The sequence below is a fragment of the Shewanella sp. Pdp11 genome, from assembly GCF_002838165.1.
In the GTDB taxonomy this organism is placed as follows: domain Bacteria; phylum Pseudomonadota; class Gammaproteobacteria; order Enterobacterales; family Shewanellaceae; genus Shewanella; species Shewanella hafniensis.
In genome coordinates, this window is sequence record NZ_CP015194.1 from 2,955,137 (window position 1) to 2,978,919 (window position 23,783).

At 43.7% G+C, this 23,783-nt stretch carries 20 protein-coding genes and 2 pseudogenes; 7 read left to right on the top strand and 15 right to left on the bottom strand.

What is annotated here, in order from left to right; translation table 11 throughout:
• Positions 1 to 215: 215 nt before the first annotated feature.
• The 9 genes from etrA to ccoN form a co-directional block, all read right to left on the bottom strand.
• Complete coding sequence (gene etrA / locus AYJ58_RS13070; RefSeq protein WP_006081599.1) at positions 216 to 968, bottom strand: electron transport transcriptional regulator EtrA; 753 nt, start codon at positions 966 to 968, stop codon at positions 216 to 218.
• A gap of 55 nt (positions 969 to 1,023) precedes the next feature.
• Positions 1,024 to 1,716: a sulfite exporter TauE/SafE family protein gene (locus AYJ58_RS13075; protein WP_198555681.1), complete on the bottom strand. Its 693-nt coding sequence runs from the start codon at positions 1,714 to 1,716 to the stop codon at positions 1,024 to 1,026.
• Positions 1,717 to 1,727: 11 nt separating this feature from the next.
• A complete protein-coding gene (gene ccoS, locus AYJ58_RS13080; protein WP_106650462.1) occupies positions 1,728 to 1,943 on the bottom strand; it encodes a cbb3-type cytochrome oxidase assembly protein CcoS in 216 nt (71 codons plus the stop codon).
• Between the two features lie 38 nt (positions 1,944 to 1,981).
• On the bottom strand, positions 1,982 to 4,381 hold the full coding sequence (locus AYJ58_RS13085; protein ID WP_106650463.1) for a heavy metal translocating P-type ATPase: 2,400 nt from the start codon (positions 4,379 to 4,381) through the stop codon (positions 1,982 to 1,984).
• A gap of 36 nt (positions 4,382 to 4,417) precedes the next feature.
• Complete coding sequence (locus tag AYJ58_RS13090) at positions 4,418 to 4,897, bottom strand: FixH family protein (RefSeq protein ID WP_006087158.1); 480 nt, start codon at positions 4,895 to 4,897, stop codon at positions 4,418 to 4,420.
• A gap of 110 nt (positions 4,898 to 5,007) precedes the next feature.
• A complete protein-coding gene (gene ccoP / locus AYJ58_RS13095) occupies positions 5,008 to 5,976 on the bottom strand; it encodes a cytochrome-c oxidase, cbb3-type subunit III (protein ID WP_006087157.1) in 969 nt (322 codons plus the stop codon).
• Positions 5,976 to 6,152, bottom strand: coding sequence for a CcoQ/FixQ family Cbb3-type cytochrome c oxidase assembly chaperone (locus tag AYJ58_RS13100; protein ID WP_006081605.1), 177 nt, complete (start codon positions 6,150 to 6,152; stop codon positions 5,976 to 5,978). Before AYJ58_RS13100 ends, ccoP begins: the two co-directional genes overlap by 1 nt.
• A gap of 11 nt (positions 6,153 to 6,163) precedes the next feature.
• Positions 6,164 to 6,790 carry a cytochrome-c oxidase, cbb3-type subunit II gene (ccoO, locus tag AYJ58_RS13105; RefSeq protein ID WP_006087156.1) on the bottom strand — a complete coding sequence of 209 codons (627 nt, stop codon included), beginning with the start codon at positions 6,788 to 6,790 and terminating at the stop codon, positions 6,164 to 6,166.
• Positions 6,791 to 6,803: 13 nt separating this feature from the next.
• Positions 6,804 to 8,240, bottom strand: a complete 1,437-nt coding sequence (ccoN, locus tag AYJ58_RS13110; protein WP_006081607.1) for a cytochrome-c oxidase, cbb3-type subunit I — start codon at positions 8,238 to 8,240, stop codon at positions 6,804 to 6,806.
• A 258-nt stretch (positions 8,241 to 8,498) separates the two neighbouring features.
• Between ccoN and AYJ58_RS13115 the strand changes: the two genes are divergently transcribed.
• On the top strand, positions 8,499 to 8,951 hold the full coding sequence (locus AYJ58_RS13115) for a hypothetical protein (protein ID WP_106650464.1): 453 nt from the start codon (positions 8,499 to 8,501) through the stop codon (positions 8,949 to 8,951).
• 70 nt (positions 8,952 to 9,021) lie between these two features.
• On the opposite strand, the gene AYJ58_RS13120 is transcribed toward AYJ58_RS13115, so the two are convergent.
• Positions 9,022 to 10,593: a DUF3369 domain-containing protein gene (locus AYJ58_RS13120; protein WP_106650465.1), complete on the bottom strand. Its 1,572-nt coding sequence runs from the start codon at positions 10,591 to 10,593 to the stop codon at positions 9,022 to 9,024.
• Positions 10,594 to 10,772: 179 nt separating this feature from the next.
• Here AYJ58_RS13120 and AYJ58_RS22035 point away from each other — a divergent pair, with 179 nt between their 5' ends.
• The 3 genes and pseudogenes from AYJ58_RS22035 (at position 10,773) to AYJ58_RS13135 (ending at position 14,266) form a co-directional block, all read left to right on the top strand.
• Positions 10,773 to 10,991, top strand: a complete 219-nt coding sequence (locus AYJ58_RS22035; protein ID WP_106650466.1) for a hypothetical protein — start codon at positions 10,773 to 10,775, stop codon at positions 10,989 to 10,991.
• Positions 10,992 to 11,052: 61 nt separating this feature from the next.
• A complete protein-coding gene (locus AYJ58_RS13130; protein ID WP_106650467.1) occupies positions 11,053 to 12,348 on the top strand; it encodes a tyrosine-type recombinase/integrase in 1,296 nt (431 codons plus the stop codon).
• A gap of 795 nt (positions 12,349 to 13,143) precedes the next feature.
• A pseudogene (locus AYJ58_RS13135) lies at positions 13,144 to 14,266 on the top strand (ISAs1-like element ISSod22 family transposase).
• A gap of 24 nt (positions 14,267 to 14,290) precedes the next feature.
• Here AYJ58_RS13135 and AYJ58_RS13140 read toward each other — a convergent pair.
• The 5 genes from AYJ58_RS13140 to rarD all read right to left on the bottom strand — a co-directional run bounded on the left by AYJ58_RS13140 (position 14,291) and on the right by rarD (position 21,244).
• Positions 14,291 to 15,640, bottom strand: a complete 1,350-nt coding sequence (locus AYJ58_RS13140) for a hypothetical protein (protein WP_106650468.1) — start codon at positions 15,638 to 15,640, stop codon at positions 14,291 to 14,293.
• Positions 15,631 to 16,581 (bottom strand): TniB family NTP-binding protein, encoded by a 951-nt coding sequence (locus AYJ58_RS13145; RefSeq protein ID WP_106650469.1) that lies wholly within the window; start codon positions 16,579 to 16,581, stop codon positions 15,631 to 15,633. Before AYJ58_RS13145 ends, AYJ58_RS13140 begins: the two co-directional genes overlap by 10 nt.
• Positions 16,575 to 18,590 (bottom strand): DDE-type integrase/transposase/recombinase, encoded by a 2,016-nt coding sequence (locus AYJ58_RS13150; RefSeq protein ID WP_106650470.1) that lies wholly within the window; start codon positions 18,588 to 18,590, stop codon positions 16,575 to 16,577. The genes AYJ58_RS13145 and AYJ58_RS13150 overlap by 7 nt, the downstream gene beginning before the upstream one ends.
• Positions 18,590 to 19,210 carry a TnsA endonuclease N-terminal domain-containing protein gene (locus tag AYJ58_RS13155; protein ID WP_006081615.1) on the bottom strand — a complete coding sequence of 207 codons (621 nt, stop codon included), beginning with the start codon at positions 19,208 to 19,210 and terminating at the stop codon, positions 18,590 to 18,592. Before AYJ58_RS13155 ends, AYJ58_RS13150 begins: the two co-directional genes overlap by 1 nt.
• A 1,134-nt stretch (positions 19,211 to 20,344) precedes the next feature.
• On the bottom strand, positions 20,345 to 21,244 hold the full coding sequence (rarD, locus tag AYJ58_RS13165) for an EamA family transporter RarD (protein ID WP_106650471.1): 900 nt from the start codon (positions 21,242 to 21,244) through the stop codon (positions 20,345 to 20,347).
• Between the two features lie 109 nt (positions 21,245 to 21,353).
• Here rarD and AYJ58_RS13170 point away from each other — a divergent pair, with 109 nt between their 5' ends.
• The 3 genes and pseudogenes from AYJ58_RS13170 to AYJ58_RS13180 all read left to right on the top strand — a co-directional run bounded on the left by AYJ58_RS13170 (position 21,354) and on the right by AYJ58_RS13180 (position 23,684).
• Positions 21,354 to 21,806, top strand: coding sequence for an Lrp/AsnC family transcriptional regulator (locus AYJ58_RS13170; protein WP_106650472.1), 453 nt, complete (start codon positions 21,354 to 21,356; stop codon positions 21,804 to 21,806).
• A gap of 35 nt (positions 21,807 to 21,841) precedes the next feature.
• Positions 21,842 to 22,483, top strand: a pseudogene (locus tag AYJ58_RS13175) (IS91 family transposase); the annotation flags it as partial.
• 349 nt (positions 22,484 to 22,832) lie between these two features.
• The gene (locus AYJ58_RS13180; protein WP_106650473.1) at positions 22,833 to 23,684 is read left to right on the top strand and encodes a hypothetical protein; all 852 of its coding nucleotides are present in this window, start codon (positions 22,833 to 22,835) and stop codon (positions 23,682 to 23,684) included.
• The last annotated feature ends 99 nt before the right edge of the window (positions 23,685 to 23,783 follow it).

Sequence of the window (23,783 nt, forward strand, 5' to 3'; positions counted from 1 at the left end):
TGGCAGTTAGCTGTATTGTTCTAGATCAAACTCAATTGAAATTGATTAAAACTCGCTTAAAAATCATGCCTTAATCTGCATGACATGTCTAGCCAGCCGCGTTTTTTCAACTGAATTGTTCTTGCAATCTATAGCAAGGAATTAGCGCCTAATACTTTTGCACTTAACTATTATGTTTCACTCAACTTTCTTGCAGAAAACACGCTTGCGGTGAACTATCTCGCTATGCGCGAATTACCCGCTAACAGATTCAGCTCTTGTGAGTCGAGGATAGTAATATACTTACCCTTAACCTCAATTAAGCCTGATTTTTGGAAACGCCCAAGTAAACGACTGATGGTCTCTACGGTTAAACCGAGATAATTACCAATGTCACCGCGGGTCATGGTTAAGCGGAATTCCTTTGGCGAAAAGCCACGGCTACCAAAACGATTAGCCAGATTGCTGATAAATGCAGCCAGGCGTTCTTCGGCATTTTTCTTGCTGAGTAGCAGGATCATTTCTTGATCGCTCATGATCTCATTGCTCATCAGGCGCATGATCTGCTGACGCAATTTAGGCATAGTGCCTGAAAGTTCATCGAGGATATTAAAGGGGATCTCACAGACCATGGAGGTTTCGAGGGCCTGTGCAAAACTCTGGTGCAACTGGGCGTGGATACCGTCAAAACCAATCACATCACCCGCTAAATGGAAGCCAGTTATTTGCTCATCGCCTTGCTCGGTAATCGTATAACTTTTGATGGTGCCAGAGCGGATCGCAAACAGGGATTTTAACGCATCACCCGATTTAAAAATTTGCTCGCCTTTTTGGATCGGCTTTTTACGCTCAATAATATCATCGAGCTGATCTAGCTCACTTGCATTGAGGGTAAAAGGAATACAAAGGGTACCCATACTGCAATCGTGACAATGGATTGTGCATCCGCTAGCGGCAGGACGACGATTCTTATTTTGTTCAATTGTCATGTTGATTCTCAAGTTTATCCACTGCAGCCATGTTAAACCAATTCACGCACTTGGGCTAGTTTAGCTGCGCGAGTGCGATATATAAAGTTTGACCACCAAACGCAATTAACAGTAAGCCGCTTAATAGTCTAACGGTTTTCTGTTGCACCCAAGCGGCAAGGCGTTTTGCCGCCACGCCTGCACTTAATAGGGCGGGTAAGGTGCCTAAGCCAAAGGCCAACATAATCAAGGCACCTTGGCTAGCAGAGCCAGATGCAACCGACCAAGTTAAGGTGCTATAAACGAGTCCGCAGGGCAGCCAGCCCCAAATGAATCCCGCCATGACTGCTTGGCTTGGACTTTTGATAGGCACAAGCCGTTGCGCTATGGGTTTTAAATACTGCCATAACCATTGACCGACGCGTTCAATCTGCACGATTCCGACCCAAATTTTGGCGATATACAGCCCAGTTGCGATCATCATCAATCCAGCGATGATGCGCAGCACAATCAGATAGGTATCCAGTTCAAATAAGTGACCAAGACCTGCCGCCGAAGCGCCCACTAAGCCGCCCGCTAAGGTGTAACTCAAAATACGCCCAAGATTGTAACTCAGTAAATATTTAAGCTGATGGGCCAGCTGGTTACCTATTTTAGGATGAGGGATTTGGGCGGAAAAAGCGCCCACTAAACCGCCACACATACCAAAGCAATGTGCAGCACCCATGAGACCTACAAGAAAAGCGCCGGTGACATTGTACTCCATCACTGCGAACTCAATCACAGAGGCATGCCTTTTTCTTGTGCAGCTTCGGCTTGCTCTTTCTCAGACACGGTATGGCTGTTTGGTTTAACAGTATCTTCGTCGAATAATATCGACACACTTTGGCGATCTAAATCGTCAAATTGCTCGGATTTGACTGCCCAGAAAAAGACCATTACAGCAATCGCGACAAAGATCATGGCAATGGGGATAAGCACATAAATAATTTCCATAATGACCTCTTATGATTCTGATTTAACTCTTATTATGGTTATACTTTAACCCGTAATAATCTCAGGCTATTACCGACCACAATCAAAGAACTCGCCGACATGCCAATGGCGGCGATATAAGGTGCCACATGGCCAGTAACGGCTAAGGGCAAGATTAGGGCGTTGTAACCCAGCGCCCACGCTAAATTTTGTCTGATAATCTGTGTCGTCAGTTTCGCAACGGCAACCGCTTGGGTAAAGCGGGACAGATGATCCCCCAATAAAATTAAATCGGCACTGTTTTTTGCGATAGCACTGCCGCTGCCCATAGCCACCGACAAATCGGCGCCCGCAAGCACAGGTGCATCGTTGATGCCATCGCCAAACATCGCCACGCGAGTATGCTGTTGTAATCGAGTCACTAGGGCAAGCTTATCTGCAGGCGTCAAGCCGCTGTGCACATCGTCAATCCCCAACTCTTTTGCCAATTGATGAACATGCCCTGAGCTATCGCCACTGGCAATACTGATGCGGCAACCTAGCTGCTTTAACGTCGCAACTGTGGCTTTGCTGTCTTGGCGAATATTGTCTTGAATTTCAAAGCTTGCCAGTACTTCAAGCTGATTATTGCATGAACGTGCTAACCAAATCTTTTGGGTCGGGTCACTACTATCAATGCTCGCGCCAGTAAATGCCGCATTACCAATTATGTAGTCAGTGTCATCAATACGGCCGCAGACGCCAAAACCGACTTGATGGTGAACCTCTTCGGCAACCAGTGCATTATCAGCAAACTCGGCAAATGCGGCGGCAATTGGGTGGCGAGAACCTGTTTCCAGCGCTGCGGCAATGGCTAAGGTTTGCATCTTGGTTAAATCAGCCATGCACTGCGTTGCTCCAATAGAGAGGGTACCACAGGTGAGGGTGCCGGTTTTATCAAAGACAACATGCTTGACCAGCGGCAGTTTTTCAAACACACCGGCTTTGCGAGTAATAATCCCAAGGCGAGTAAAAATCGCCGTCGCGCAGGTGACGGCAGTTGGTGTGGCAAGTGCTAAGGCGCAAGGACAGGTAGCAACTAGAACTGATAGCGTTACCCAAAAGGCATCCTCAGGGGAAATTTGATGCCAAACCAAATAGGTGATTGTCGCTATGGTCAGGATTGTGCCCGAGAAATAACGCGATAATTTATCGGCTAATAGCGCAATTGCAGGTTTTGTATTGGATGCAAGCTCTTGCAGTCTAATAATCTCAGCCACAAGTTGGTCTTGCCCTAGTGCAGTGACGCTAACTTTGATGGGTTGGTCGACGTTGATAGTGCCTGCGTAAACTTGGCTAGCAAGAGTTTTTTCAATCGGCATTTGCTCGCCGGTGAGCATAGCTTCATTGATGCTAGTGTGACCTTCAATCACTACGCCATCGGCAGCTACCATTTCACCCGGTTTAACGAGGATCACATCATTGAGGCGTAACTTTTTGGCGGGAACTTCTTCCTGACTATTGTCGTTCACTAAGTGCGCCGTGAGCGGCACTAACTTATGCAAATTACTTGAGCTAACCGAGGCCTTTTGCCTGGCTTTTTGTTCGAAGTAGCGCCCGAGTAACAAGAAGAAGGTAAACATGGACACAGATTCAAAATACACTTCGCCGGTGCCATTGACTGTGGCGAAACAACTGGCCACGTATGCGCCACCAATCGCAATGGAGACAGACACATCCATATTGAGTTTGCCGCTGAGCAGGGTACGAATAGCACTGAAATAGAAGGGCTGCGCCGAGTAAAGCACTACGGGGGTAGCAAAAATCATGCTGACCCAGCGGAAATAGTCCCGATATTGCACATCTAAATCGGTGAAGTAGCCGGTATAGAGGGCGAGGGCGAACATCATCACTTGCATGGTCGCAAAGCCGGCTAAGCCTAAACGCAGTAAAAACTTTCGACTATTGAGTTTATTGTTGAGCTCTTGCTCATCGACTTGGTAGGGTGCGGCTTGATAACCAATACGGCTAATTTGCCCGAGAATATCGCTGAGTCTTACCGTGCGTTTATCCCAACTGATCATGGCGCGTTGGGTGGTCGAGTTAACCAGTACTTGGCTCACACCCGTTAGTTGTTTCACTTTGTGCTCAATCAACCAAGCACAAGCCGCGCAGGTGATACCATCAATAGAGAGTGACACTGACTCGACATTATCTTCAGAATGGACAAAGTCTTGCTGCACTTCAGGCAAGTCATAGGCGCTAAATTGCGTTAAGGCTTCGGGGACGAGTGCGTTCTGTTTACTGCCTGGCTCAGTGCGAAACTTGTAGTAACTGAGCAATCCCGCATCCACAATCGCCTGAGAAACCGCCTGGCAACCGGGGCAACACATGAGTTCATCACGATCATTAATGCGAGTCACAAACTGCTGGCCCGTCAGCACGGGCTCTTGGCAGTGAAAACAACTTGGATGTGTCATAGCTATTCTTATTTAACTAAATCAATTCAACCACAATCAGTTCAGCCAAAGTTGGACATGATCTTTTAATTCAACGCGTTGGTGAATGCGCCATTTGCCATCGTAACTTTCCAGACGCACTTCCCAAGGGCCGATCAGTGTGGCAGGCACGGTAATGCGATACACATTACTGGCATCGGCTGTAGCGGTGAGCTTGATGTCTCTGTCGGCAATGGTTGGATGGTAGAACTCGACTTTCAGCGCAGCTTGAGAAGCGGGACCACCTTGTTGCGTCAGCAGAATTTCATTATTAGTTTGTTCGAGTAAAAAATTCATGCCTATTTGTTTGGCATACTTTACTTTACTTAAGTCCATATTAATGGCTTTGCCATCTTTGTAGTAATCCTCGGCGACTAAAGAGTCCGAGTTCGTAAGGGCAATTTTTAGTGTGGTAAAACTTGCGACGACGGCACATAAAGGAAGAATAATTAAAAACCAAGGCCAGAACTGCTTATACCAGGCTTGTTGTTCGCTCATGTCAGATACCCATTCAAAAAATTTGCGCCATTTTACCGTTAAAAGACGGTTTTAGCACTTTAAAAAAAAGGCCTCGAAGTCTTCGAGGCCTTAGCATTACTCACATCTAATTACTTGTTTGACAAGCTATAAACATAAGCTGCGATCACGTGAACTTTCTCTTCACCGAGCACGTCTTTCCAGGCTGGCATGACACCAGCACGGCCGTGTTTGATCGTTTCTTCGATCACGCCGCGGCTACCGCCATATAACCAAACATCGTCAGTTAAATTCGGAGCACCCATGAACTTGTTGCCTTTAGCGTCCATACCATGACACGCGAAACAACCTTTCATGAATGAGCCTTGACCTTGAGCGGCGAGTGTTTCATCGTGTTCACGACCAGACAATTTAACAACGTATTCAGCTAAACCCGCAATTTCGCTGTCATCGATTGGCAAACCACCTTTTGGCGGCATCATGCCATGACGACCACCCATGATAGTGGTTTTAATCGTGGCTAAGTCGCCACCATATAACCAGTCACCATCGGTGAGATTAGGGAAGCCTTTGCTACCACGTGCGTCAGAGCCGTGGCACTGTGCGCAGTTTTGTAGGAACAAACGGCCGCCCACTTTTAATGCCTCTTGGTTTTTCACTAATTCTTCTAGTGGTGTAGCCAAGTAAGCCGCGAAGATTGGGCCATATTTTTCATCAGCGTGTTTTACTTCTTGGTCATACTGAACATAACGGCCTTCTTTTGCGGCAAGCTCAATGGCTGCGGCAGAGTCGGCTTTAATACCTTGTTCAGTACCAATGCTTTGGTTAGAACTGGTCCAGCCTAAAAGGCCTTTGTAGTTACCTAAACCAGGAAATAAGGCCAAATAGATCAAGCCAAACACGATAGTGATATAGAACATATAACTCCACCATTTTGGCAGTGGGTTATTGAGTTCTTCAATACCGTCGAAACTGTGACCCATGGATTCGCCTTCTTTTACGTCCGTGGTGTTCTTAGAACACACACGCAGTAATAGAAAACATCCCGCGATCACAATTAACGAGAGTACGCTAATCCAAACACTCCAGAAGCTACTCATCACTTATTCTCTCCTGAGTCCTTCGATACCTTGCTGACTTCCTCATCGGAAAACACAAGGTTAGCTGCTTCATCAAAAGATTTTTGACGACGCGAGCTATATGCCCAAGCAAATATACCGACGAAGGTCAGCATCACAATGATGGTTAAAATGCCTTGTAATGTGCCGTAATCCATATATTGCCTCCTTATTTGAGTGCGTGACCCAAAGACTGAAGATATGCAATCAAGGCTTCCAGCTCTGTCTTACCTGCAACAGCTTGCTGTGCGCCTGCGATTTCTTCATCGGTATAAAGATCATTACCTTTGTAACCGCCTTTATGCATGTTACGTAGGATAGTCATCTTATCGCCCGTCAGTTCGCCGTCTAACTTGTTTTCGGCTAACCATGGGAACCCTGGCATATTCGATTGAGGTACTACAGCACGAGGATCGATTAAGTGAACTTCATGCCATTTATCGCTGTAACGACCGCCAACACGGGCAAGATCAGGACCTGTACGCTTAGAACCCCATTGGAATGGATGATCCCAAACCGATTCACCCGCGACAGAGTAGTGACCATAACGTTCAGTTTCTGCACGCAAAGGACGGATCATCTGGCTGTGACAGTTATAACAACCTTCACGAACATAGATGTCACGGCCTTCAATTTGCAGAGCAGTGTATGGCTTTAAACCTTCCACAGGCTCAGTCGTATCTTTTTGAAAAATCAACGGTGTGATTTCAACGAGACTACCGAAACTGATAGCGATAACGGTAAAGATCGCTAACAAACCGATGTTTTTTTCAACTATCTCATGATTAAATTTCATCGAGTTTGCTCCTTTAAGCCGCTGTTGGTTCTGCCAATGCTGGCAATGAATCTTTAGAGGCTTTCACAGTACGGATCACGTTGTATGCCATGATCAGCATACCGGTCAGGAAGAAACAACCGCCAAGGAAACGTACAAAGTAGAAAGGATATGAAGCTTCAAGACTTTCAACAAAGCTATAAGTCAAAGTACCGTCAGCATTCACTGCGCGCCACATTAGACCTTGCATTACACCTGAAATCCACATAGATACGATGTAAAGCACAGTACCAATAGTCGCTAACCAGAAATGGACGTTGACTAATTTGATGCTGTACATGCGGCCGTGGCCGAACAATACAGGGATCAAGTGATACAGAGAACCAATAGACACCATTGCAACCCAGCCTAGCGCGCCGGAATGAACGTGACCGATAGTCCAGTCTGTATAATGTGATAATGCGTTAACTGTCTTAATCGCCATCATCGGGCCTTCGAAGGTAGACATACCGTAGAAAGACAGAGAAACGACTAAGAAACGCAATACAGGGTCAGTACGCAGTTTATGCCAAGCACCAGACAAGGTCATGATACCGTTAATCATACCGCCCCAAGAAGGTGCGAATAGGATCAGTGACATCACCATACCTAAAGACTGAGTCCAGTCAGGTAAAGCTGTGTAATGTAAGTGGTGAGGACCAGCCCAAATATACAGTGCGATCAAAGCCCAAAAATGGACGATAGATAGACGGTAAGAGTACACAGGACGACCCGCTTGCTTAGGTACGAAGTAATACATCATCCCCAAGAAGCCTGCGGTTAATAAGAAACCTACCGCATTGTGACCATACCACCACTGCACCATAGCATCGACAGCGCCGCTATACAGAGAGTATGACTTGAACAGACTAACTGGTACTGCCATAGAGTTAACTATGTGTAGTACAGCAACGGTAATAATAAAGGCACCAAAGAACCAGTTCGCCACATAAATATGCGAAGTCGTTCGTTTGATAATAGTACCGAAGAACACAATAGCGTAGGACACCCAAACGATAGTAATTGCGATATCGATAGGCCATTCTAATTCAGCGTATTCTTTACCTTGAGTGAAACCCATTGGTAAAGTGATAGCTGCTGACAGAATGATGGCTTGCCATCCCCAAAACGTAAATGCGGCTAACTTAGGTGCAAATAGTCGGGTTTGACAGGTGCGTTGTACGACATAATAGGATGTTGCAAAAAGGGCTGATGTACCGAACGCGAAGATCACCGCATTGGTGTGTAATGGTCGCAAGCGACTATACGTTAACCAAGGAGTGTCAAAGTTCAGCTGAGGCCAGATTAACTGAGCCGCAATTAATACGCCGACTGACATACCAACAATACCCCACAAAACTGTGGTTAAGGCAAATTGGCGGACAATGGCGTAATTGTAATCAGCGCCTGTTGGCTGGGAATGGTTCATCATAATGCTTCCACTGCTTATTACTTTTACTTTTAGTAAAGACAAGCTTTACCTGTTATAAAATGACATAAAACTCAGCTTCCCTATTAAGGTTGCTGAGCTATGTCAATGCGTTACCCTGCATATTTTTGCTCAAATATGAGGTTTCGCAATGATACTTGAGCAATATCAAAAAAGATACCAAAGAAGGGGTGTAGAAAGTTGATCTAGATCAACCTACGCCATAGAATGTTAACATATTGCGTCATAAGGTTAATCTTTGTGCTAAATCGTCCTAATCTCTATTTATTCATCGCGTTAATTCTCATCAATCTCACAGCTTGTACTGAAGATGCTAAGCAAGTCACACATAAAAGCAGCTCTGATCCTTCCCTCTGTCAATTTTCGGCAGGGGATTGTGTTAAACAAGTGGACGATATCAAACTTGCTATTAGCCTATCGCCAGCGAATGCCCCGAGCGAAAAGCCATTAACATTAAGGCTGTTAGCTTCAACGCCTATCAAAAATGTGCAAATTCGTTTAGAAGGAAGAGATATGTTTATGGGGGTTATTCCTGTAAATGTGAAGCAAACCGATGAAATGACCTATATTGGTCAGATGGTATATGGCTCCTGCAGCAGTGGTTATATGGTTTGGCGCGGTTTTGTAAGTTTTGAAGCAAATGGCGAAACCAAAGCGACAGTGTTTGATTTTCTTGCGGATAACAATGGTTAAGACTGGCTAGATATTTATTCGAATCGTCCTCAGCGTATTATTAGAGAGTGTTAACTCGGGTGATTAAGGATTAACTATCTTTCCAACTGTCTTTTACTTTGACAAAAATATCCACATTATCAATAAAGAGCTGTAATAAGTGCGGATCAAAGTGTTTCGCAGCGCCTTTACGCATTTCAGCTAACACTTCTTCTAAAGGCCAGGCCGTTTTATAACAGCGGGCATGGGAAAGTGCATCAAATACATCTGCAATGGCAACAATGCGCGCGAAAATGTGAATTTCGTCTTGTTTTAAATTGGCTGGATAGCCAGAACCATCATATTTTTCATGGTGTTGTAGTGCAATAATTGATGCCGCCTTTAATATGGGTCGCTCAGAATTTGCCAAAATCTGATGGCCAATCGTAGGATGCTGACGCATGACTTTCCATTCTTCATCATCTAACTTGCCAGGTTTGAGCAGAACCGCATCAGGGATCGCTATCTTACCTATGTCATGCATAGGTGAGGCACGGCGTAGTAAATCAGCTTCGTATTCAGGTAAACCAGCGAGTAAGGCCAACTGAGAGCAATATTCTGCCATACGTTTCACATGGTTTGCGGCTTCTTTTGAGCGGCTTTCAACCACATCCCCTAAACGTAGAATGAGTTCAGACTGGGTATCTTCGACTTCTTGATTGAGCAGTAAATTTTCAAATGCAACGCCGACGTTGATAGCAAAAATATCAATAAGTTTCTTATCAAGATCATCAATTTTATCGATACCATCCATATACAGTAGATTGATTAACCCGCTTTTTGTGGGGAAGTAACCGATAAAGCAATTGTCTTCATACAGGCAGCGTTTTTGCGTGATCGCACTGCGCAGTAAGCGGTCGATATGCTCTGGTAATTGAGTAATATGGGATTTATTTGAGAATTGGCCTGTGCCTGCGAGGATTTCTATGTTCACAGGATCCAGATGACCGCTTATGGCATCGATGGCATTACACGTTAGCAATAAGGTTTCAGAATCCAGATTGAGTAGGGTGGCGACTTGAGTTAGCAGACCATCTGCAAATTTATGCAGGGTGCGCAGCTCAAATAATCCAGATGTAGCTTCTAGCACCCTTTCAAGCCCTTTACGGTGATTTATTTGGGTGCGCCTTGCTTGTTCAATTTCCATAATATCGCGGTAAGAACGTAGGGCAGAGTACACGCTGGTCATCAGTTTACGGGAATCGAGTTCAGCTTTGGCTTTGTAATCATTAATATCATAATTAACGATAACGTCTTCTTCAGGTGCTTGACCTGGCTGGCCTGTGCGCAGGATTAGTCGAGTGGTTTTATTTTGCAGCTCTTCGCGGATCCATTTTACTAATTCTAAGCCCGCATGATCACTCTCCATCACAACATCAATAAAGGCGATGGCGATATCATATTCCTGATTCATCAACTCTTTTGCTTGTTCGGCACTGTAGGCATTGATAAAAGTAAGCGGGCGGCCATCGAGTTTAAAGCGGGAGAGGGCAAGCTTAGTGACGGTATGAACATCAGGTTCATCATCGACCACTAATACCTTCCAAGGAATACCTGATGCAGTTGTCTCGGTAAGCTTTTTACCGGAAAACAGCGGATTTTTCTTTGCAAGATCAATCAGCATTCGATACCTCATTCAAATAAAAATAATGATCACATAATCAGTGTAGTAGACACATTTCAAAGCAGTGCAAATTCTTACATTAAATAGCGAGGTGAGTGGCAAACCTTAAATTGAGTTATTGATAACAGTTATCATTTGTGTATTCTGTTCATATCACACACTGATTAGCGGGTAAGGGCATGAGCCACCAAATTAATTTGTCGATTTCAACGCATAAATTGGCACAGCTTATACATGATGGGCACCTCTGTGCGGCAGATTTTAGGTGCTTGGATAGTCAGTCTAAACAGCAAGTGTGGCAGTTATGCTTAATTTGTTGTCAAAAGCGTATTACATGCCAGAAATGTACATTGTCCAGTTGTACTCAAAATCTGACCCTAGTTGATGCCGATAAATAACGTTATCGGCATTTGCGTTTAAGTATTATCATATCAGAAACCCTTATAATTCAGATGCAATATGCAACTTCCTCCCGTAATCCCGTTATTTGACTCATTTGAATTCATACAAGTTGGCAATAGTGTCGTTAACCAATACATCACCCAAATTAGCATGAAAAAGGTGGCCGATGCAGGTTTAGTGATTGAGCACGCCAGTGATTGGCTGTTTGAGCAAAAGCATAACGAAAACAACTATAAAGCCTATCGCAGCGAGCTCACGACATTTCTTCATTGGTGTTTTGATGTGGTTTCAATGTCGCCCATAGAAGTCACACGCAAAGACATGAGCCATTACGTGGATTACTGCCAAGCGCCGCCCATAGCACTAATTGGCTATTTTAATGTGCCACAATTCAAGCTCGATAAAATGCGTGATGAACGGGTTCCAAACCCACAGTGGCGGCCATTTGTCGGTAAAAAGCGACTCGGGCAAATCCAGCCTTATGCGTTAAGTGACAATGCGTTAAAAACGAAAATGGCCATTTTGTCTTCGTTTTACTCGTACCTGACAAGTGAAGAATATTGTGAGCGTAATCCGGCACAAATTTGGCTGAATCACAGTCGATTCGCGGCCAATCGGCAATATCAGCGTCAACATCATGAAGATGATAACAGTCTCGCATTCACTGAATTACAGTGGTCATACATTATGGCGACCGTAACAGCGTTGGCAGAAACATCGCCCGATTTACATCAAAGAAGCTTGTTTCTGATTTCATTGATTTATTGTTGCTATTTACGTATCTCAGATGTGTCTGCACGCGCAGGTTATTCACCGGTGATGGATCAGTTTAAGCACAATCAACAAACGGGTATTTGGAGTTTTCATATTCCATTGAGCAAAGGCGGTAAAAGGCGCAGCGTGGCAATCTCAAAAGCTTTACTCGACGCCTTAGTCAAATACCGCCAGTTTCTAGGCTTAACGGATTATCCAAGGCCAAACGAGAACCATCCACTGTTTGTGCGGCACAAAGCTGCTGGTCGTGGTCGAGATGTCGGCATCCTCAATGCCAATCTCGGTATTCGCCAAGTCCGCGATGAAATTCAAAGTATTATCAATCTGGCAGCAGATAGTATTGAGGCCGATGGTTTTGCACAAGACGCCGCGCAGATGCGCAAACTTACAGCCCATAATATTCGTCACACAGGCATCACACACGATATCAATATCAACCGTAGACCGTTATCCCATGTACAAGCCGACGCTGGCCATGAGAGCATTGACACCACGTCACAGTATTTGCACACAAGCCAAATAGAACGCCATGAAAGTGCATTCAATAAACCAATCGACCATTTAAAAGGCATCGAGTAACTCAGCCCTAAGTTATATTGAGTCCTAAATATAAGCACATAAGAGAAGGTTCTTATATGCCCGAGATCCTTATTCTGAGTGCACACGAATGTTCGTGGTCACACAGAATGAGAATCTCAGGCAGCCGTAATTGAACTTATTCAATGACTTGATGGTTTAACAAAATAACAACATTGCCATTCAAGTTGAGATTTTTGAACATTTTTGCCACCTAAATTGAGATTTATTTTTCATATTAAAATCAATGATTTGGTGGTGATTTTGTGCATTATTTACCGCCAATCTATTCATTCTCCACAAATCAAATATCAAGTCAACGCATATCGGATTGCTTCAAGGTTTCTACTTACATATGTTGTAGGTGTGGTAAGTGAGCCGCCGACAATGCAGGCGTATATTTAAAAATCTAAACGAATTGAAATTTGCGCGAATAAAACGCCATGATTTAAATCGTATCTGAGTGCGGAGGTCTGCTACATATATTTGGAACGGATATTGGGTGCAGGACGATATTGCTTTAATGAGTTAAGCGATGGGGATAATAAGTGGGATTTATATGAATGGCTTTCAGCTTAAAACCCACATCATTACCAATGACGAATGTGGGTTTTAACCTTAGTGTCGATGCTTTAGACTAAATCATAAGTATTTTATATATATAGGTTTTAACAGGCGTTATTGCTTCATTATATCAGGGTGAGATCGTGAATGTATTTTAACCGTTTTGAACCCAATTTGACGAACGGTATCGATTATGATCTTATGCTCTCTTTTTCTTATAGAGAACATCAGAGCATGTACCTTGAAGCCTTCACGTCTCATTTCAACTCGATTGCTGACAGCCGACAATCTGCCAAAGTGACTTACCCATTGCATGATGTATTGTTCGTTACTCTGTGTGGTGTGATTGCTGGTGCCGAAGGCTGGTCAGAAATCCATGACTATGCTGCCGGACATCATAACTGGTTTAAAGAAAAGGGAATTCTGACCGAAGGTGTCCCAGTCGATGATACCATTGCACGTATTATCTCTCGTATCGAGCCGGAACAGTTCCGACTGTGCTTCGCCAATTGGATGCGAGCCGTCCATGAGATGAGTGATGGTCATCTTATTGCTATCGATGGTAAAACGCTTCGTGCCTCATACAATCGTGAAGATCGGCGCTCAACCATTCATATGGTCAATGCGTTTGCCTGTGCCAATAAAGTGGTGCTGGGGCAAGTAAAAACGGCAAATAAATCCAATGAGATAACCGCAATCCCAGCGCTGCTGCAGTTGTTAGATATAGAAGGAGCACTTGTATCAATCGACGCCATGGGTTGCCAGACAGAGATTGCAAGACAGATAGTCGAGCAAGGAGGTGACTACTTACTTGCTGTAAAGGCAAATCAAAGTTCCTTGCATGAGGCCGTGGTCAGTGCTTTCAGTGAAGCGCGCAGTAATCCTCTTGATGGACTCGTTATTGAAAAAAATAGAGGCCGTATCGAGGCAAGAGCCTACTATGTAATACCTGCAAACCAGCTCCAAGATTATTTTCCTAAGTGGATGAAATTGAACACATTAGGTATGTGTTTGAGTTATCGGTATACGAAAGGGAAAGAGGCAGAACTGACCTACCGTTACTATATCAGTTCAGCCACACTCGATGAGCAGCAGTTAGCCAATTCAGTTCGTGGCCATTGGGGGATTGAGAACAGCTTACACTGGGTGCTAGATGTCTCAATGAAAGAAGATAGTTGCCAGATTTACCAACATCATGGGGCAGAAAATTGGGCCATGCTTAGGCAAATATCACTGAATATGCTTAGGGCTGAACCTTCTAAAGGAAGCATTCCAGCGAAACAGAAAAGAGCTTGGATGAAACCTGAATATTTAGAATCGGTTCTATTTAGCAGGGTTGCAGCTGGACGAATTTTAAACACTCATGCGGTTGCCCTGTTCATTATATGAGTGATAACTGCATTGGTTTTTGTTGCTGGCGTATTTGTAGTACATCTTCAAATTGGCAAAGTGCCAGACTGCCGGCACGCGCGACGCGAGGAGGGCGAAGTTTACCCATTTTTCTAAGTGCGTTAAGTAGCTCCATGGGTAAGCCTGTTAATGATACCGCTTTCTCTAGGGAGATAGCGTCATATTGCCGCTTGCTAAAGACGTCCTTTGCAAACCGTATAAAAGACGCCGGTTCGCACCAGATAGCACGTCGTAAATTGTGACCTTCGCCATATCCTAACTGCAGGCGGCCTTCTTTGAATCCTATGAGAATGTCATACATTTCAACATCATTATGCACCATGACCTCCGTGAGTGTTGATAAGCACACCATGCCAGGTTGGATGTCGTTACCGACTAACAACTGGAAAATAGGTGCAACATCAATTTGGCTATTATGGTGAAGTCTGCTTTTACGTGCATGTTTCACTAAATTAACGTGTTGAAGCAGCTGCAGTTCTTCTGGCCTCAGCTCAAGTAGCCGAGATGCTTTTCCAAATGGAAGCCATTGTTCTGTCACCGAAAGAGCAATGCCATCTGCGGGGGTAGCTGGGATAACAATATCTAACGTAGCGGCAGGCCACGTACAGGAAAGTGTTTCAAGGAACTGCACAATAGCCACACTGCGGATATTGTGAGGTAGTAAAGATGAGGTTGCCTGAAGTGTCTTTTGTACCCACTCTCGAAAAAATGCATTATCCGTTAATAACCGATATCCCTTTTCGAGCATGTTTTCATAAAATGGCAGTGAAGCATAGGCGTTCGGTTTGAGCGCCATGATGTACTCTTTTTCCAATACCAGTGCGGCATAGAGGCAATCTGACACTTGAGCTTCACTCAATGAACGCACATTTTCTGACGAGGGTTTCAGTTGTACCCCGCATCGAGGGGAAGTACAGTGCCCTTTTATAAGTGGAATATCCCAAGCAAGGCTTTCGTAACACGTGGTGCATTGACTCGTCAGTGCAGATTGGTGTTTGGAACAGGCATGGCAAAACGGATTTTGCACTTCCGTTAACAGGTAGCCATCTTCATTCAAGCACTGAATACACACTTTAGGGTTGAGTTGAATGTTGCGGTTAAACATCGGATTGATAATTGTAGAAAACACATCACCTTGGCTTATTGGTATGCCAAATTTAGCATTTAGAGCCGGTGTAATTTGAAGCTTAATAATGTTATTTTGCTCAGCTGACGACACCATACTCCCAATCCTTGCGTAACCATTAACGCGCGCTAAACGAAGAAGGTAACCGATGCTAACTTCATCAGGTTTTCTCTGTGGCGAAAAGGCTAAAGACACGTTTTCAACTCCCGCTTTAATTTCTGGTATTCATGTGTGACCGCAGCGTCTATTGCCCTATAGCTATATTCAGACTCATCAAAGGGATTATTGACGTTTTGGCTGTAAATATAAAAGTTCGCTTTTAAACGCATCATCAGTGTGTGGCGGTCTTTGATATGACTCATATCTTCACGCATGAATAAGCCATCAAGGGTACTGAAGCTACGCTCCATATAGGCAACGTAAAGTCTATCTAATAGCTCTTTATCCTCGATACCAATTTGAGGAGCGCTGATTTGCTGTAGAAAGCTGTTGATACAATCAACCCATTCTTGCGTTCTCGGTAAGATACGATGCAGTTTTACTGACCTCAGCATTCGGCGACTGAGTTGCTCGTTGTCGTCGACGGTTTTATCCACTTCGCCGAAGGTCAGGAGTCGCATGGCCCGCTCACTACCGATAAAGACAATTGAACATGTGAGCGTGTCGAGTAGGGCACAGAAGTATTTCAGCATATCTAACGCAATTTTCCCTTGTTTAGCAGGAAAAACCTGTTGAATTTCATCAAGAATAATGAGCTCGACACCACGTGCTTTAATCAGAAATCGAAATTGCTTATCTAACTCACCCGCGGCAACTTTACCTACGGGGGGCTGCACGCCTAATTCCGTTATCAACAGTCGCAAAATATCATCAACTTTGCTTTTCGCTTCTTGAAAACGGTAAGTGAATATCGGCAGACGAATGTGGTCGGCTTCTTTCACCGGAGGATACTGAGCGGCATAGCATTCAGCGATGTAGGTTTTGCCTTCGCCCGATTTGCCATAAATGAGCACGCCTTTTTTATTATTGGGAAGGTGACACATTTGATGAACTCGCTCAATTTGTTCATGCGCGTGTTTAACCAATGTATGTTTAACAATAAAGGTGTCTACAGGTGTAGGTATGCTGACTACCATAAGGCTTTAGTGTCCCTTTGCATGTTATCAATAATTTGTTCTGGTTCATTCAGTTGGCTTGCACGTAGCTTGTCAGCTAATTCAGTCTTGTCTAATGAGTTTTGCCACTTAATATCTTTTAATGAGTCCGTCGCATTGGCATTCTGAATGCGCTGCTCGATTGAAAGCTCTTTTGCATTATTGTCTTCAAACGAACTTGTCGGTTTGCCACTTCGTTTAATACGTACAGTTTTGGCGGGAATGAAACGGTCAATCGTAACGGCATATTGACCGGTAACCTGATGTTTTTCAGTTTGGAAAATGTGTTGTCCTTTCTGCACTTTGCCATTTAACTGTGCAAAGGAAACGGGCCAACGCGAGTTGATTTCTTCATCATAATTATAAGCAACGATTGACCTGGCCTCTGTCTCGTTCGGGAGCGCAACGCTGACAGTGACACTGCTTGCATCATAGGGGTTGTAAAACACCTGAACGGTGGGGTTGACGTTTTTGTGACCATAGGTCATGAGTAACGTATGCACTTTTTTCAGTTCAACACTGGTGAAGCGGTGTTTCAATACACGGACAAAACCTCTTGAATCGAGTTGCTGCTCATGCGCCTGTGTCGCGACATGGAAGTGGTGCTTAATAGAATCGTAATCATAATATGATTGCACCACCCTAGATTGCTGCCAACAGAATATCGGTGAACAATTTAACCCTGAATGGGTCTTGTGAGCGTATTCTGTCAGCATGGTATTGATTATCTTTGTGAACGTACTGGCAGTGATATGCGTATTCTTAAGTGGATTTATTTTTGTTCTAGTGCCTTTTTTCGGATAGGTATTTAAACCAACAGTGCGGTTGCCGGCTGAATCCGTCACCACCATTGATTCAAATTTTTGCCTAAACACTCTAAAGTGCGACTCAACAAAGGGTTTCGCTGACGGTGTATTCGAAGGGGTGTAAACGATATTACTCCCCAGCTGTTCACATAGACTCTTAATTAACTTGTTGTTAAATGCAGGGCCATTATCCATGATGAACGTATCTGTCTTACCGCAAAAGGGGAGATTGTCGTCACGCAAATACGTATTTTGGATCAACTGTAAAACAACCTCCGTCGCTTCTCCTTTGCCATAATCAAAAACCATACTTAGCGGTGCACGCGTATAACAATCAAGTGCATAATAGATGACCACAGGCTCAGTTAACTCCCCCGTGACATCGTCAATAACACGGATATTTGTGTGCAAACAATCGAGTTCAACACGTTGCAATGGGTAATGCAGTTTTATCCGTTTAATCAGGTTAAGTGAGAGCTGCTGACGTTCAGCGTGGGGTGTTTTGGGATCGTCTAATTTGTCACAAATCGACTGTCTCGCTTCAATTCTGCGCGAAAACGTTCGTTTGCTTGCAACGATAATATTGGGATTTGTTTCACGTGCTTTCAGCGCATCTTGTTTGTAACAAGCATAATGTCCCGTTGCCACTTTATGGCGACTATCTTGGTAAGTCGTGCTCAAATACGTGTCGATTAACGCGTTAGACTCCTCACCGATACGGGGGGAATGTGAGCGTGATTTACAGATTAAACTGTCATCATTGAAACGTGAGCTTATCCAAGTCTTCCAGTAACGGTTAATCGTTGTTTTCTTGGGATGTTCAGCCCCTCTGAGTGCAGGGTAATTCTCCTCAACAACTTCAATCATTTTCTGATAGGTAGTGGACGTCGTCGGCTTTAGGGTTTCGTCGTTCTGCAGCATGTCGCGCAGCGTATGAATATAAACAATCCGTGAATCCCGAGTCACTTGCTGTACTGGGGACAAAATGAGACGCGTTTTTTCGACCGGTTTGGGAAAAAGGGTTTTTTCATGCAGTTTTGTGCTAAATACATCTAGCGCTAAGAACTCTCGCGTTTTTTCATCATTATCCACTTCGAGCAAAATCGACACGTCATCAGCAAACAAGACCGTCATGATGTCGCCGTTGCTATTGTGGAATTGATGGTCACGCGCCTGAGCAAACATCACGATAGCATCACCTTATTCAGGGTTGTGCTTGCCAGTAGCAACTGTGATTTGTCGAATTGGTAAAAACCGGCTCCGACTAAATGATATGCATCACCCACGGACGTTTGGCTTCTAGGCTTGAGCCAATCGACTAACGCCTCAAATGTCAATAATTCAGGTAGGTCTGCATGGTTGAGTGAACATGATAACTGTGCAGAACGCCGATTAGCGATTAACTGGAGGTTGGTATAAATCATGGGCGTTAACTGACGCTCATCAACGAGGACGATAGGGACATTAGCCGTCTTAAGTGAGTATTCATTGAATAGCGCTAATCGCGACTGGAAGTCTTTCGTGATATGACTTGAATGATGGACTTCAATAAATGCCGCAGTACCATTAGCATATTTAATAAGAAAATCAGGTGTATATCGAATGGTCTTATGGGTAATACTATCATGGAGATGCAGGCTTTCAGGCTGCGCAGCATAGGCAACGATATTCGGTTCACACTCCATCTGCGCCGCAATACACAATTCAAGGAATGATTCGACCTTCAGCGGGGCTTGATTCTTCTGCGAAAAATATTGATATACATGCCTGCCGCGTGATTTATTCGCTTTATACTTGTTACTCACGTTACACCTCTTTCTACATTTCAGAGTGCTAACCGTTAATTTGCAGCGGAAAAATTAATCTCTGCTAAAATTAAAGGTTACCCCTATGGATAAGGCAAACGTCTTTCCCGACACGGGGAAAGCGCTCACGTGTGTTTGTTAACACGCGAGCAGCATATTCAATTTTCGAAAATCCACAAAAACTTGTGAATTTTCGTGCAAGGCACAATTCATTTTAAAAAAACATGCAGGCGTTCATCACGCTTCGATGCCCCCAATCGCCATTGATACCTCGCTGTTTTATTTCAATTCTTTTAGCTTGAAAACGTATTTTAAAAACGCATTACACTCAAAAAATGCATTCACTATGATTTTTAAAAATCATTGTTTTTACAGCATTAATTTTTAAAATATGCTCTGCATAAGCGCATTTTTGCTGTAAATCTATCTTTACAAAATGACGGTGCGAACATCGCTAACTTAAGGGTAAGCCGATTAACCCACATTAAAATTTGTTACTACATAACAATGATATAAACGACGAATTAACCTTAAATTTGTCAGCAAAAAAATATTTTTGAGGAAATGGAGATTTTTTTTAGCAAACCGTGAAAAAAGCAAGTTTATTGTTTTTAATTACGCATAACCCATTCAAAAGTTGCCCCTGATGTCGCGATTTGGAAATGCATGTTTGTTTGGCAAGATAAACGCATGCTGAACCTCGATGGGTAAGACGCGCTAAACACCCCGGAATGTAGCAGCATGCCTTCATGTGGCGTATTAACGCGAGAGTTGAGAAAGGGGCAAATGTCTGAAGCGTACTCTATTTGTTGTCCACAAGAGAGGGGAAGGTTGGTGATATGACTGATAACATTACCATCTATAACGTTTTTGCTTGTCAAGGCATGCGGGTATTAGACCTTAGATACCGAACCTACTTCTGGCTAGGGTAATGAACTGCGGTCGATCCGTTCATCCCTGGGTCACAATAAAATATACGAATGCAACGACGAACAGTGGATACAACTATGCCAATCTTAAGTTATCAATATGGCAGTCTGTTCTAAATAGCTTATGCCCCATTGCGATTTGGCGTTATTAGATAAGTGCTGATGAGTGGCTAGAATTAGCCATACTTTTACTAATGATCCACACTTAGACGTTTCTTGATTTAAACATATTAATCCCCCCCTCTAACATCAACACAATAACGGCTAACCAAATACCGATATAGGTAGGCCATTCACTTGGGGTAACTGTCTCGCCAAGCATTATAGCAACGATAAGTAACAGTAAGGGCTCTACATAGATAAGTAGCCCGAAAAGACTCAGGTTCAAGTGCGGAGCTGATAATGATTGTAACCCAAGAGCCAAGGCACTGATTGCACCTAAGCCAATGGCTAACCAGAGTGTTAGGCTACTATCACTAAAACTTTCAATCACGTAGCCGCCATTTAAGATGAAGTAAATGCATAACGGGACACTGAGCAACATATCAAACCAGACACCACCAATGTTATTGGTGCCAGTTTTATGCCTTAGCCAGAAGTAGATTGGGTATCCTAAGCATATAGCCAGTGTTGGCCAAGTTAAGGTTTGAGAAATGGCGACTTGGTTCACTACACCAAGTAAAGCAAAAAGACAGGCAATCCATTGCATTACTGACATCTTGTCCTTAAAAGCAAATCGGCCAACCACTACCATAGTGATGGGCATTATAAAATATCCCAGTGATACTGCTAAGCCATACCCATTACCTGGAGCCCACATGAATAACCAAAGCTGAATACCGATTAAAAAGCTGGATGCGATTCGAGTCAGCCAAAAGTGTTTTTCATGAATGACTCGCTGATAAATTGCGGCGACTTGCGACCAATACCCCCGAACGATAATGAAGAGGGTTAACAGTGGCAGCGTGAAGAGAATGCGCCAACCATAGATTTCTTCACCGCTGAGAGCTTCTAATAGGGCAGTGTAAGCGAATATTACTGCAAAGAGCGCGGACGCGGCCACATTTAGGCTGACACCGAGCAAGGTATTGGGAACTGATTTCATAACGTCCAGACGCAAATGAGAAATTGAATTGTATTTTATTGTGTTCCCTTTGGGAAAAGGTCTCTAAATTGATGCTATTTTCGATAAAATTTCTCATCTGGATGTCATTATGTCGCTCGATAAATACGATCATGTTCTTCTCACCTTGTTGCAATTGAACTGTCAAACTCCACTGCGAGAGTTGGCTGAAGCAGTTCACTTGTCTACGGCTTCTGTTCAGCGACGTATTCAAAAGCTGAGGGACAGCGGTTACATCCAATCGACAGTGGCAATCTTAGACCCAGATAAACTGAAAAAAGTCATCACAATTTTTGTTGAAGTTCAGGTTGAAAAAACCGATATCAATGCACTTAGGCAATTAAAACAGGACTTTTCCGGCCCAGAAGTACAACAATGTTACTACGTAACTGGGGATGCCGATTTTATGCTGGTTCTGCTTGTGCCGCATATGCAACGCTTCCAAGAACTTTGTGATCAAATGTTCCATAATAACGCGAATGTTAAATGGTTCAGAACCATTGTGGCTTTAGACCGAGTTAAGGCGACTTTAGATGTGTTGTAGCATAACGCTGCACCTTTTAGGTGCAGTAACAATGACATTGCTTAATTCCAGGCGGGGTAGTGACGTCAGAGGGGGATTGGCATGGCGTGAAAACGGATTATCTGTTTCCGGTTAGAGCCTTGTCCACCGTGTATCGGGCCAAGCTATTACGGGCGCTTCGACAACATGAGCTGGCTATCCCTGCGGCTGACACCTTAATGGCAAAACCGTGGTGTGTTTACAGCAAAGCGTGTCTGAGCCGCGCCGAAACCGTGGTGGAATACCTCGGGCGTTATACCCGTAAAGGTATGCTGCATGAATCAAGAATTGCCGACGTCACCGCAGAGCATGTCAGTTTTTACTACAAGGACTATCGTGACGGTCAGCAGCATAAGCAAATGCGGCTAAGCTGTGATGAGTTTATTCGCCGTTACTTATTGCATGTGTTGCCCAAAGGGCTGATGCGAGTGAGGCATTTTGGTTTTCTTGCCAATGCTTGCCGCCGCAAAAAGCTCGCGCTTATCCAGCGGCAACTACGTAAGCCGCAGGTGGTATTGGCGAGTCCTTTGATTAAGGAGGACTGTTGGTGGTCATGTCCGCAATGCCAGTTAGGTCATTTGCAGTTTATTGGGCTGATAAGACTGCAGAGATTAGTGATGTTTAACAACCAAAGTCAGCCAGTACGTCTGTCAGGATAACCACTCCCCCAAGACGTAGCGTAACCGACAGCGAAAAGCAGCCAGCCTTATGGGATTAAGCCGATGAGGGGATAGGGTGTGAGTGTCAGCCTGAGTCTGGGGCCAAAATGCTGTCAACCAGGGTCAACAATCAGTCGAAAGTGAGCGTAAAAGAATGAGAAAGCTAAAACGATATCAAGTGATTACCCATCAAGCTGTATAAAAAACCGCTACCGCAAAAAAGCAAATTCCTATAGCATTATTCATACCCATTTACACGGATGTGGCAGCGGCCAAGTCCAACAAGCGATTTATGCCCTGCAAACAGCGCAGCGCATAAATACTAAGACGTTAAACGCTAGGAGAAACAATGAGTCTCGAAGTAGCAAAGAGCAGGATCGATCTATTAGAGCATTTTGAATACTCATTAAAACTTTTTGAAAGTAATTACCAAGAGCTTACGTCTGTAATTGACTTTATGTGTAATGAGAGAGTTGGTCTTGAATTGTTTGCAGTAGTTAACCGCTGGAAACTAAATGAGGTGTTAGCTCATCTTGGCTTTAAGCTACATAATTATGTTTGTGCGGCAAAATCGTTAGTCGATCATTCAAGAGTCCTGTATAGAAGGGTATATAAAGAAAATGCCCCGAAATTTGATGATTATGAGGCAGAGGTTAAAAACCGTTTTGATGAAAACCCATTAAGTAAGTTTGTTGAATTTTTAAGAACTTACTGCCAGCATGAGAAACTTCCATCAATTGGTACCTCCATGAGCTTTGACTCTCAATCTGAAGAAGGTTTTATTTTCAAAGTCACCATTGACTCTTCTGAATTATTAAAATCAAGCAGCATCAAATCATTGCCGAAAAAATTCATCAGGGAACAAGGTGAAAGCATTGATTTAAAAGATACTATTCAGGATTATCATTTAAAAGTTCTAGGTTTCTATCAGTGGGTGCGGGAGAGGCAGCAAGAAGTTCATGCCGAAGATATTGCATTAGTAAACAACTATTTTCAAACAGAAAGAATAAATGCCATTAATTACTTTATCAGTTCATACGCGATCCATGAAAGTTCGGGCACAGTAAAAGAACAACTTTGCACAGTTTTAACTACAGATACATACAGAGAACTTGAACAATACAAAGATGATGAAGTTAAGTGGGTAAAAAGTCAGGGTAACCGCATGAACGTTTTTCGCTCAATACAAGATTGTATTTAAAGCAGCAACGGTTCAATATTTAGGCGTATTGAGATTCGTTATTTCATAGTTGAAGAACGCGTTGCTCCAATTGCTTAAAAGTTGCACATACGTGCGGTC

Excerpts from the sequence above, each read along its gene's own strand:
- etrA (WP_006081599.1), bottom strand. The coding sequence starts at position 968 with ATGACAATTGAACAAAATAAGAATCGTCGTCCTGCCGCTAGCGGATGC.
- ccoP (WP_006087157.1), bottom strand. The coding sequence starts at position 5,976 with ATGAGTAGCTTCTGGAGTGTTTGGATTAGCGTACTCTCGTTAATTGTG.
- AYJ58_RS13150 (WP_106650470.1), bottom strand. The coding sequence starts at position 18,590 with ATGTTTGCTCAGGCGCGTGACCATCAATTCCACAATAGCAACGGCGAC.
- AYJ58_RS13145 (WP_106650469.1), bottom strand. The coding sequence starts at position 16,581 with ATGGTAGTCAGCATACCTACACCTGTAGACACCTTTATTGTTAAACAT.
- AYJ58_RS13120 (WP_106650465.1), bottom strand. The coding sequence starts at position 10,593 with ATGCTGATTGATCTTGCAAAGAAAAATCCGCTGTTTTCCGGTAAAAAG.
- AYJ58_RS13100 (WP_006081605.1), bottom strand. The coding sequence starts at position 6,152 with ATGGATTACGGCACATTACAAGGCATTTTAACCATCATTGTGATGCTG.
- ccoS (WP_106650462.1), bottom strand. The coding sequence starts at position 1,943 with ATGGAAATTATTTATGTGCTTATCCCCATTGCCATGATCTTTGTCGCG.
- AYJ58_RS13170 (WP_106650472.1), top strand. The coding sequence starts at position 21,354 with ATGTCGCTCGATAAATACGATCATGTTCTTCTCACCTTGTTGCAATTG.
- AYJ58_RS13180 (WP_106650473.1), top strand. The coding sequence starts at position 22,833 with ATGAGTCTCGAAGTAGCAAAGAGCAGGATCGATCTATTAGAGCATTTT.
- AYJ58_RS13085 (WP_106650463.1), bottom strand. The coding sequence starts at position 4,381 with ATGACACATCCAAGTTGTTTTCACTGCCAAGAGCCCGTGCTGACGGGC.
- rarD (WP_106650471.1), bottom strand. The coding sequence starts at position 21,244 with ATGAAATCAGTTCCCAATACCTTGCTCGGTGTCAGCCTAAATGTGGCC.
- ccoO (WP_006087156.1), bottom strand. The coding sequence starts at position 6,790 with ATGAAATTTAATCATGAGATAGTTGAAAAAAACATCGGTTTGTTAGCG.
- AYJ58_RS13090 (WP_006087158.1), bottom strand. The coding sequence starts at position 4,897 with ATGAGCGAACAACAAGCCTGGTATAAGCAGTTCTGGCCTTGGTTTTTA.
- AYJ58_RS22035 (WP_106650466.1), top strand. The coding sequence starts at position 10,773 with ATGAGCCACCAAATTAATTTGTCGATTTCAACGCATAAATTGGCACAG.
- AYJ58_RS13130 (WP_106650467.1), top strand. The coding sequence starts at position 11,053 with ATGCAACTTCCTCCCGTAATCCCGTTATTTGACTCATTTGAATTCATA.
- ccoN (WP_006081607.1), bottom strand. The coding sequence starts at position 8,240 with ATGATGAACCATTCCCAGCCAACAGGCGCTGATTACAATTACGCCATT.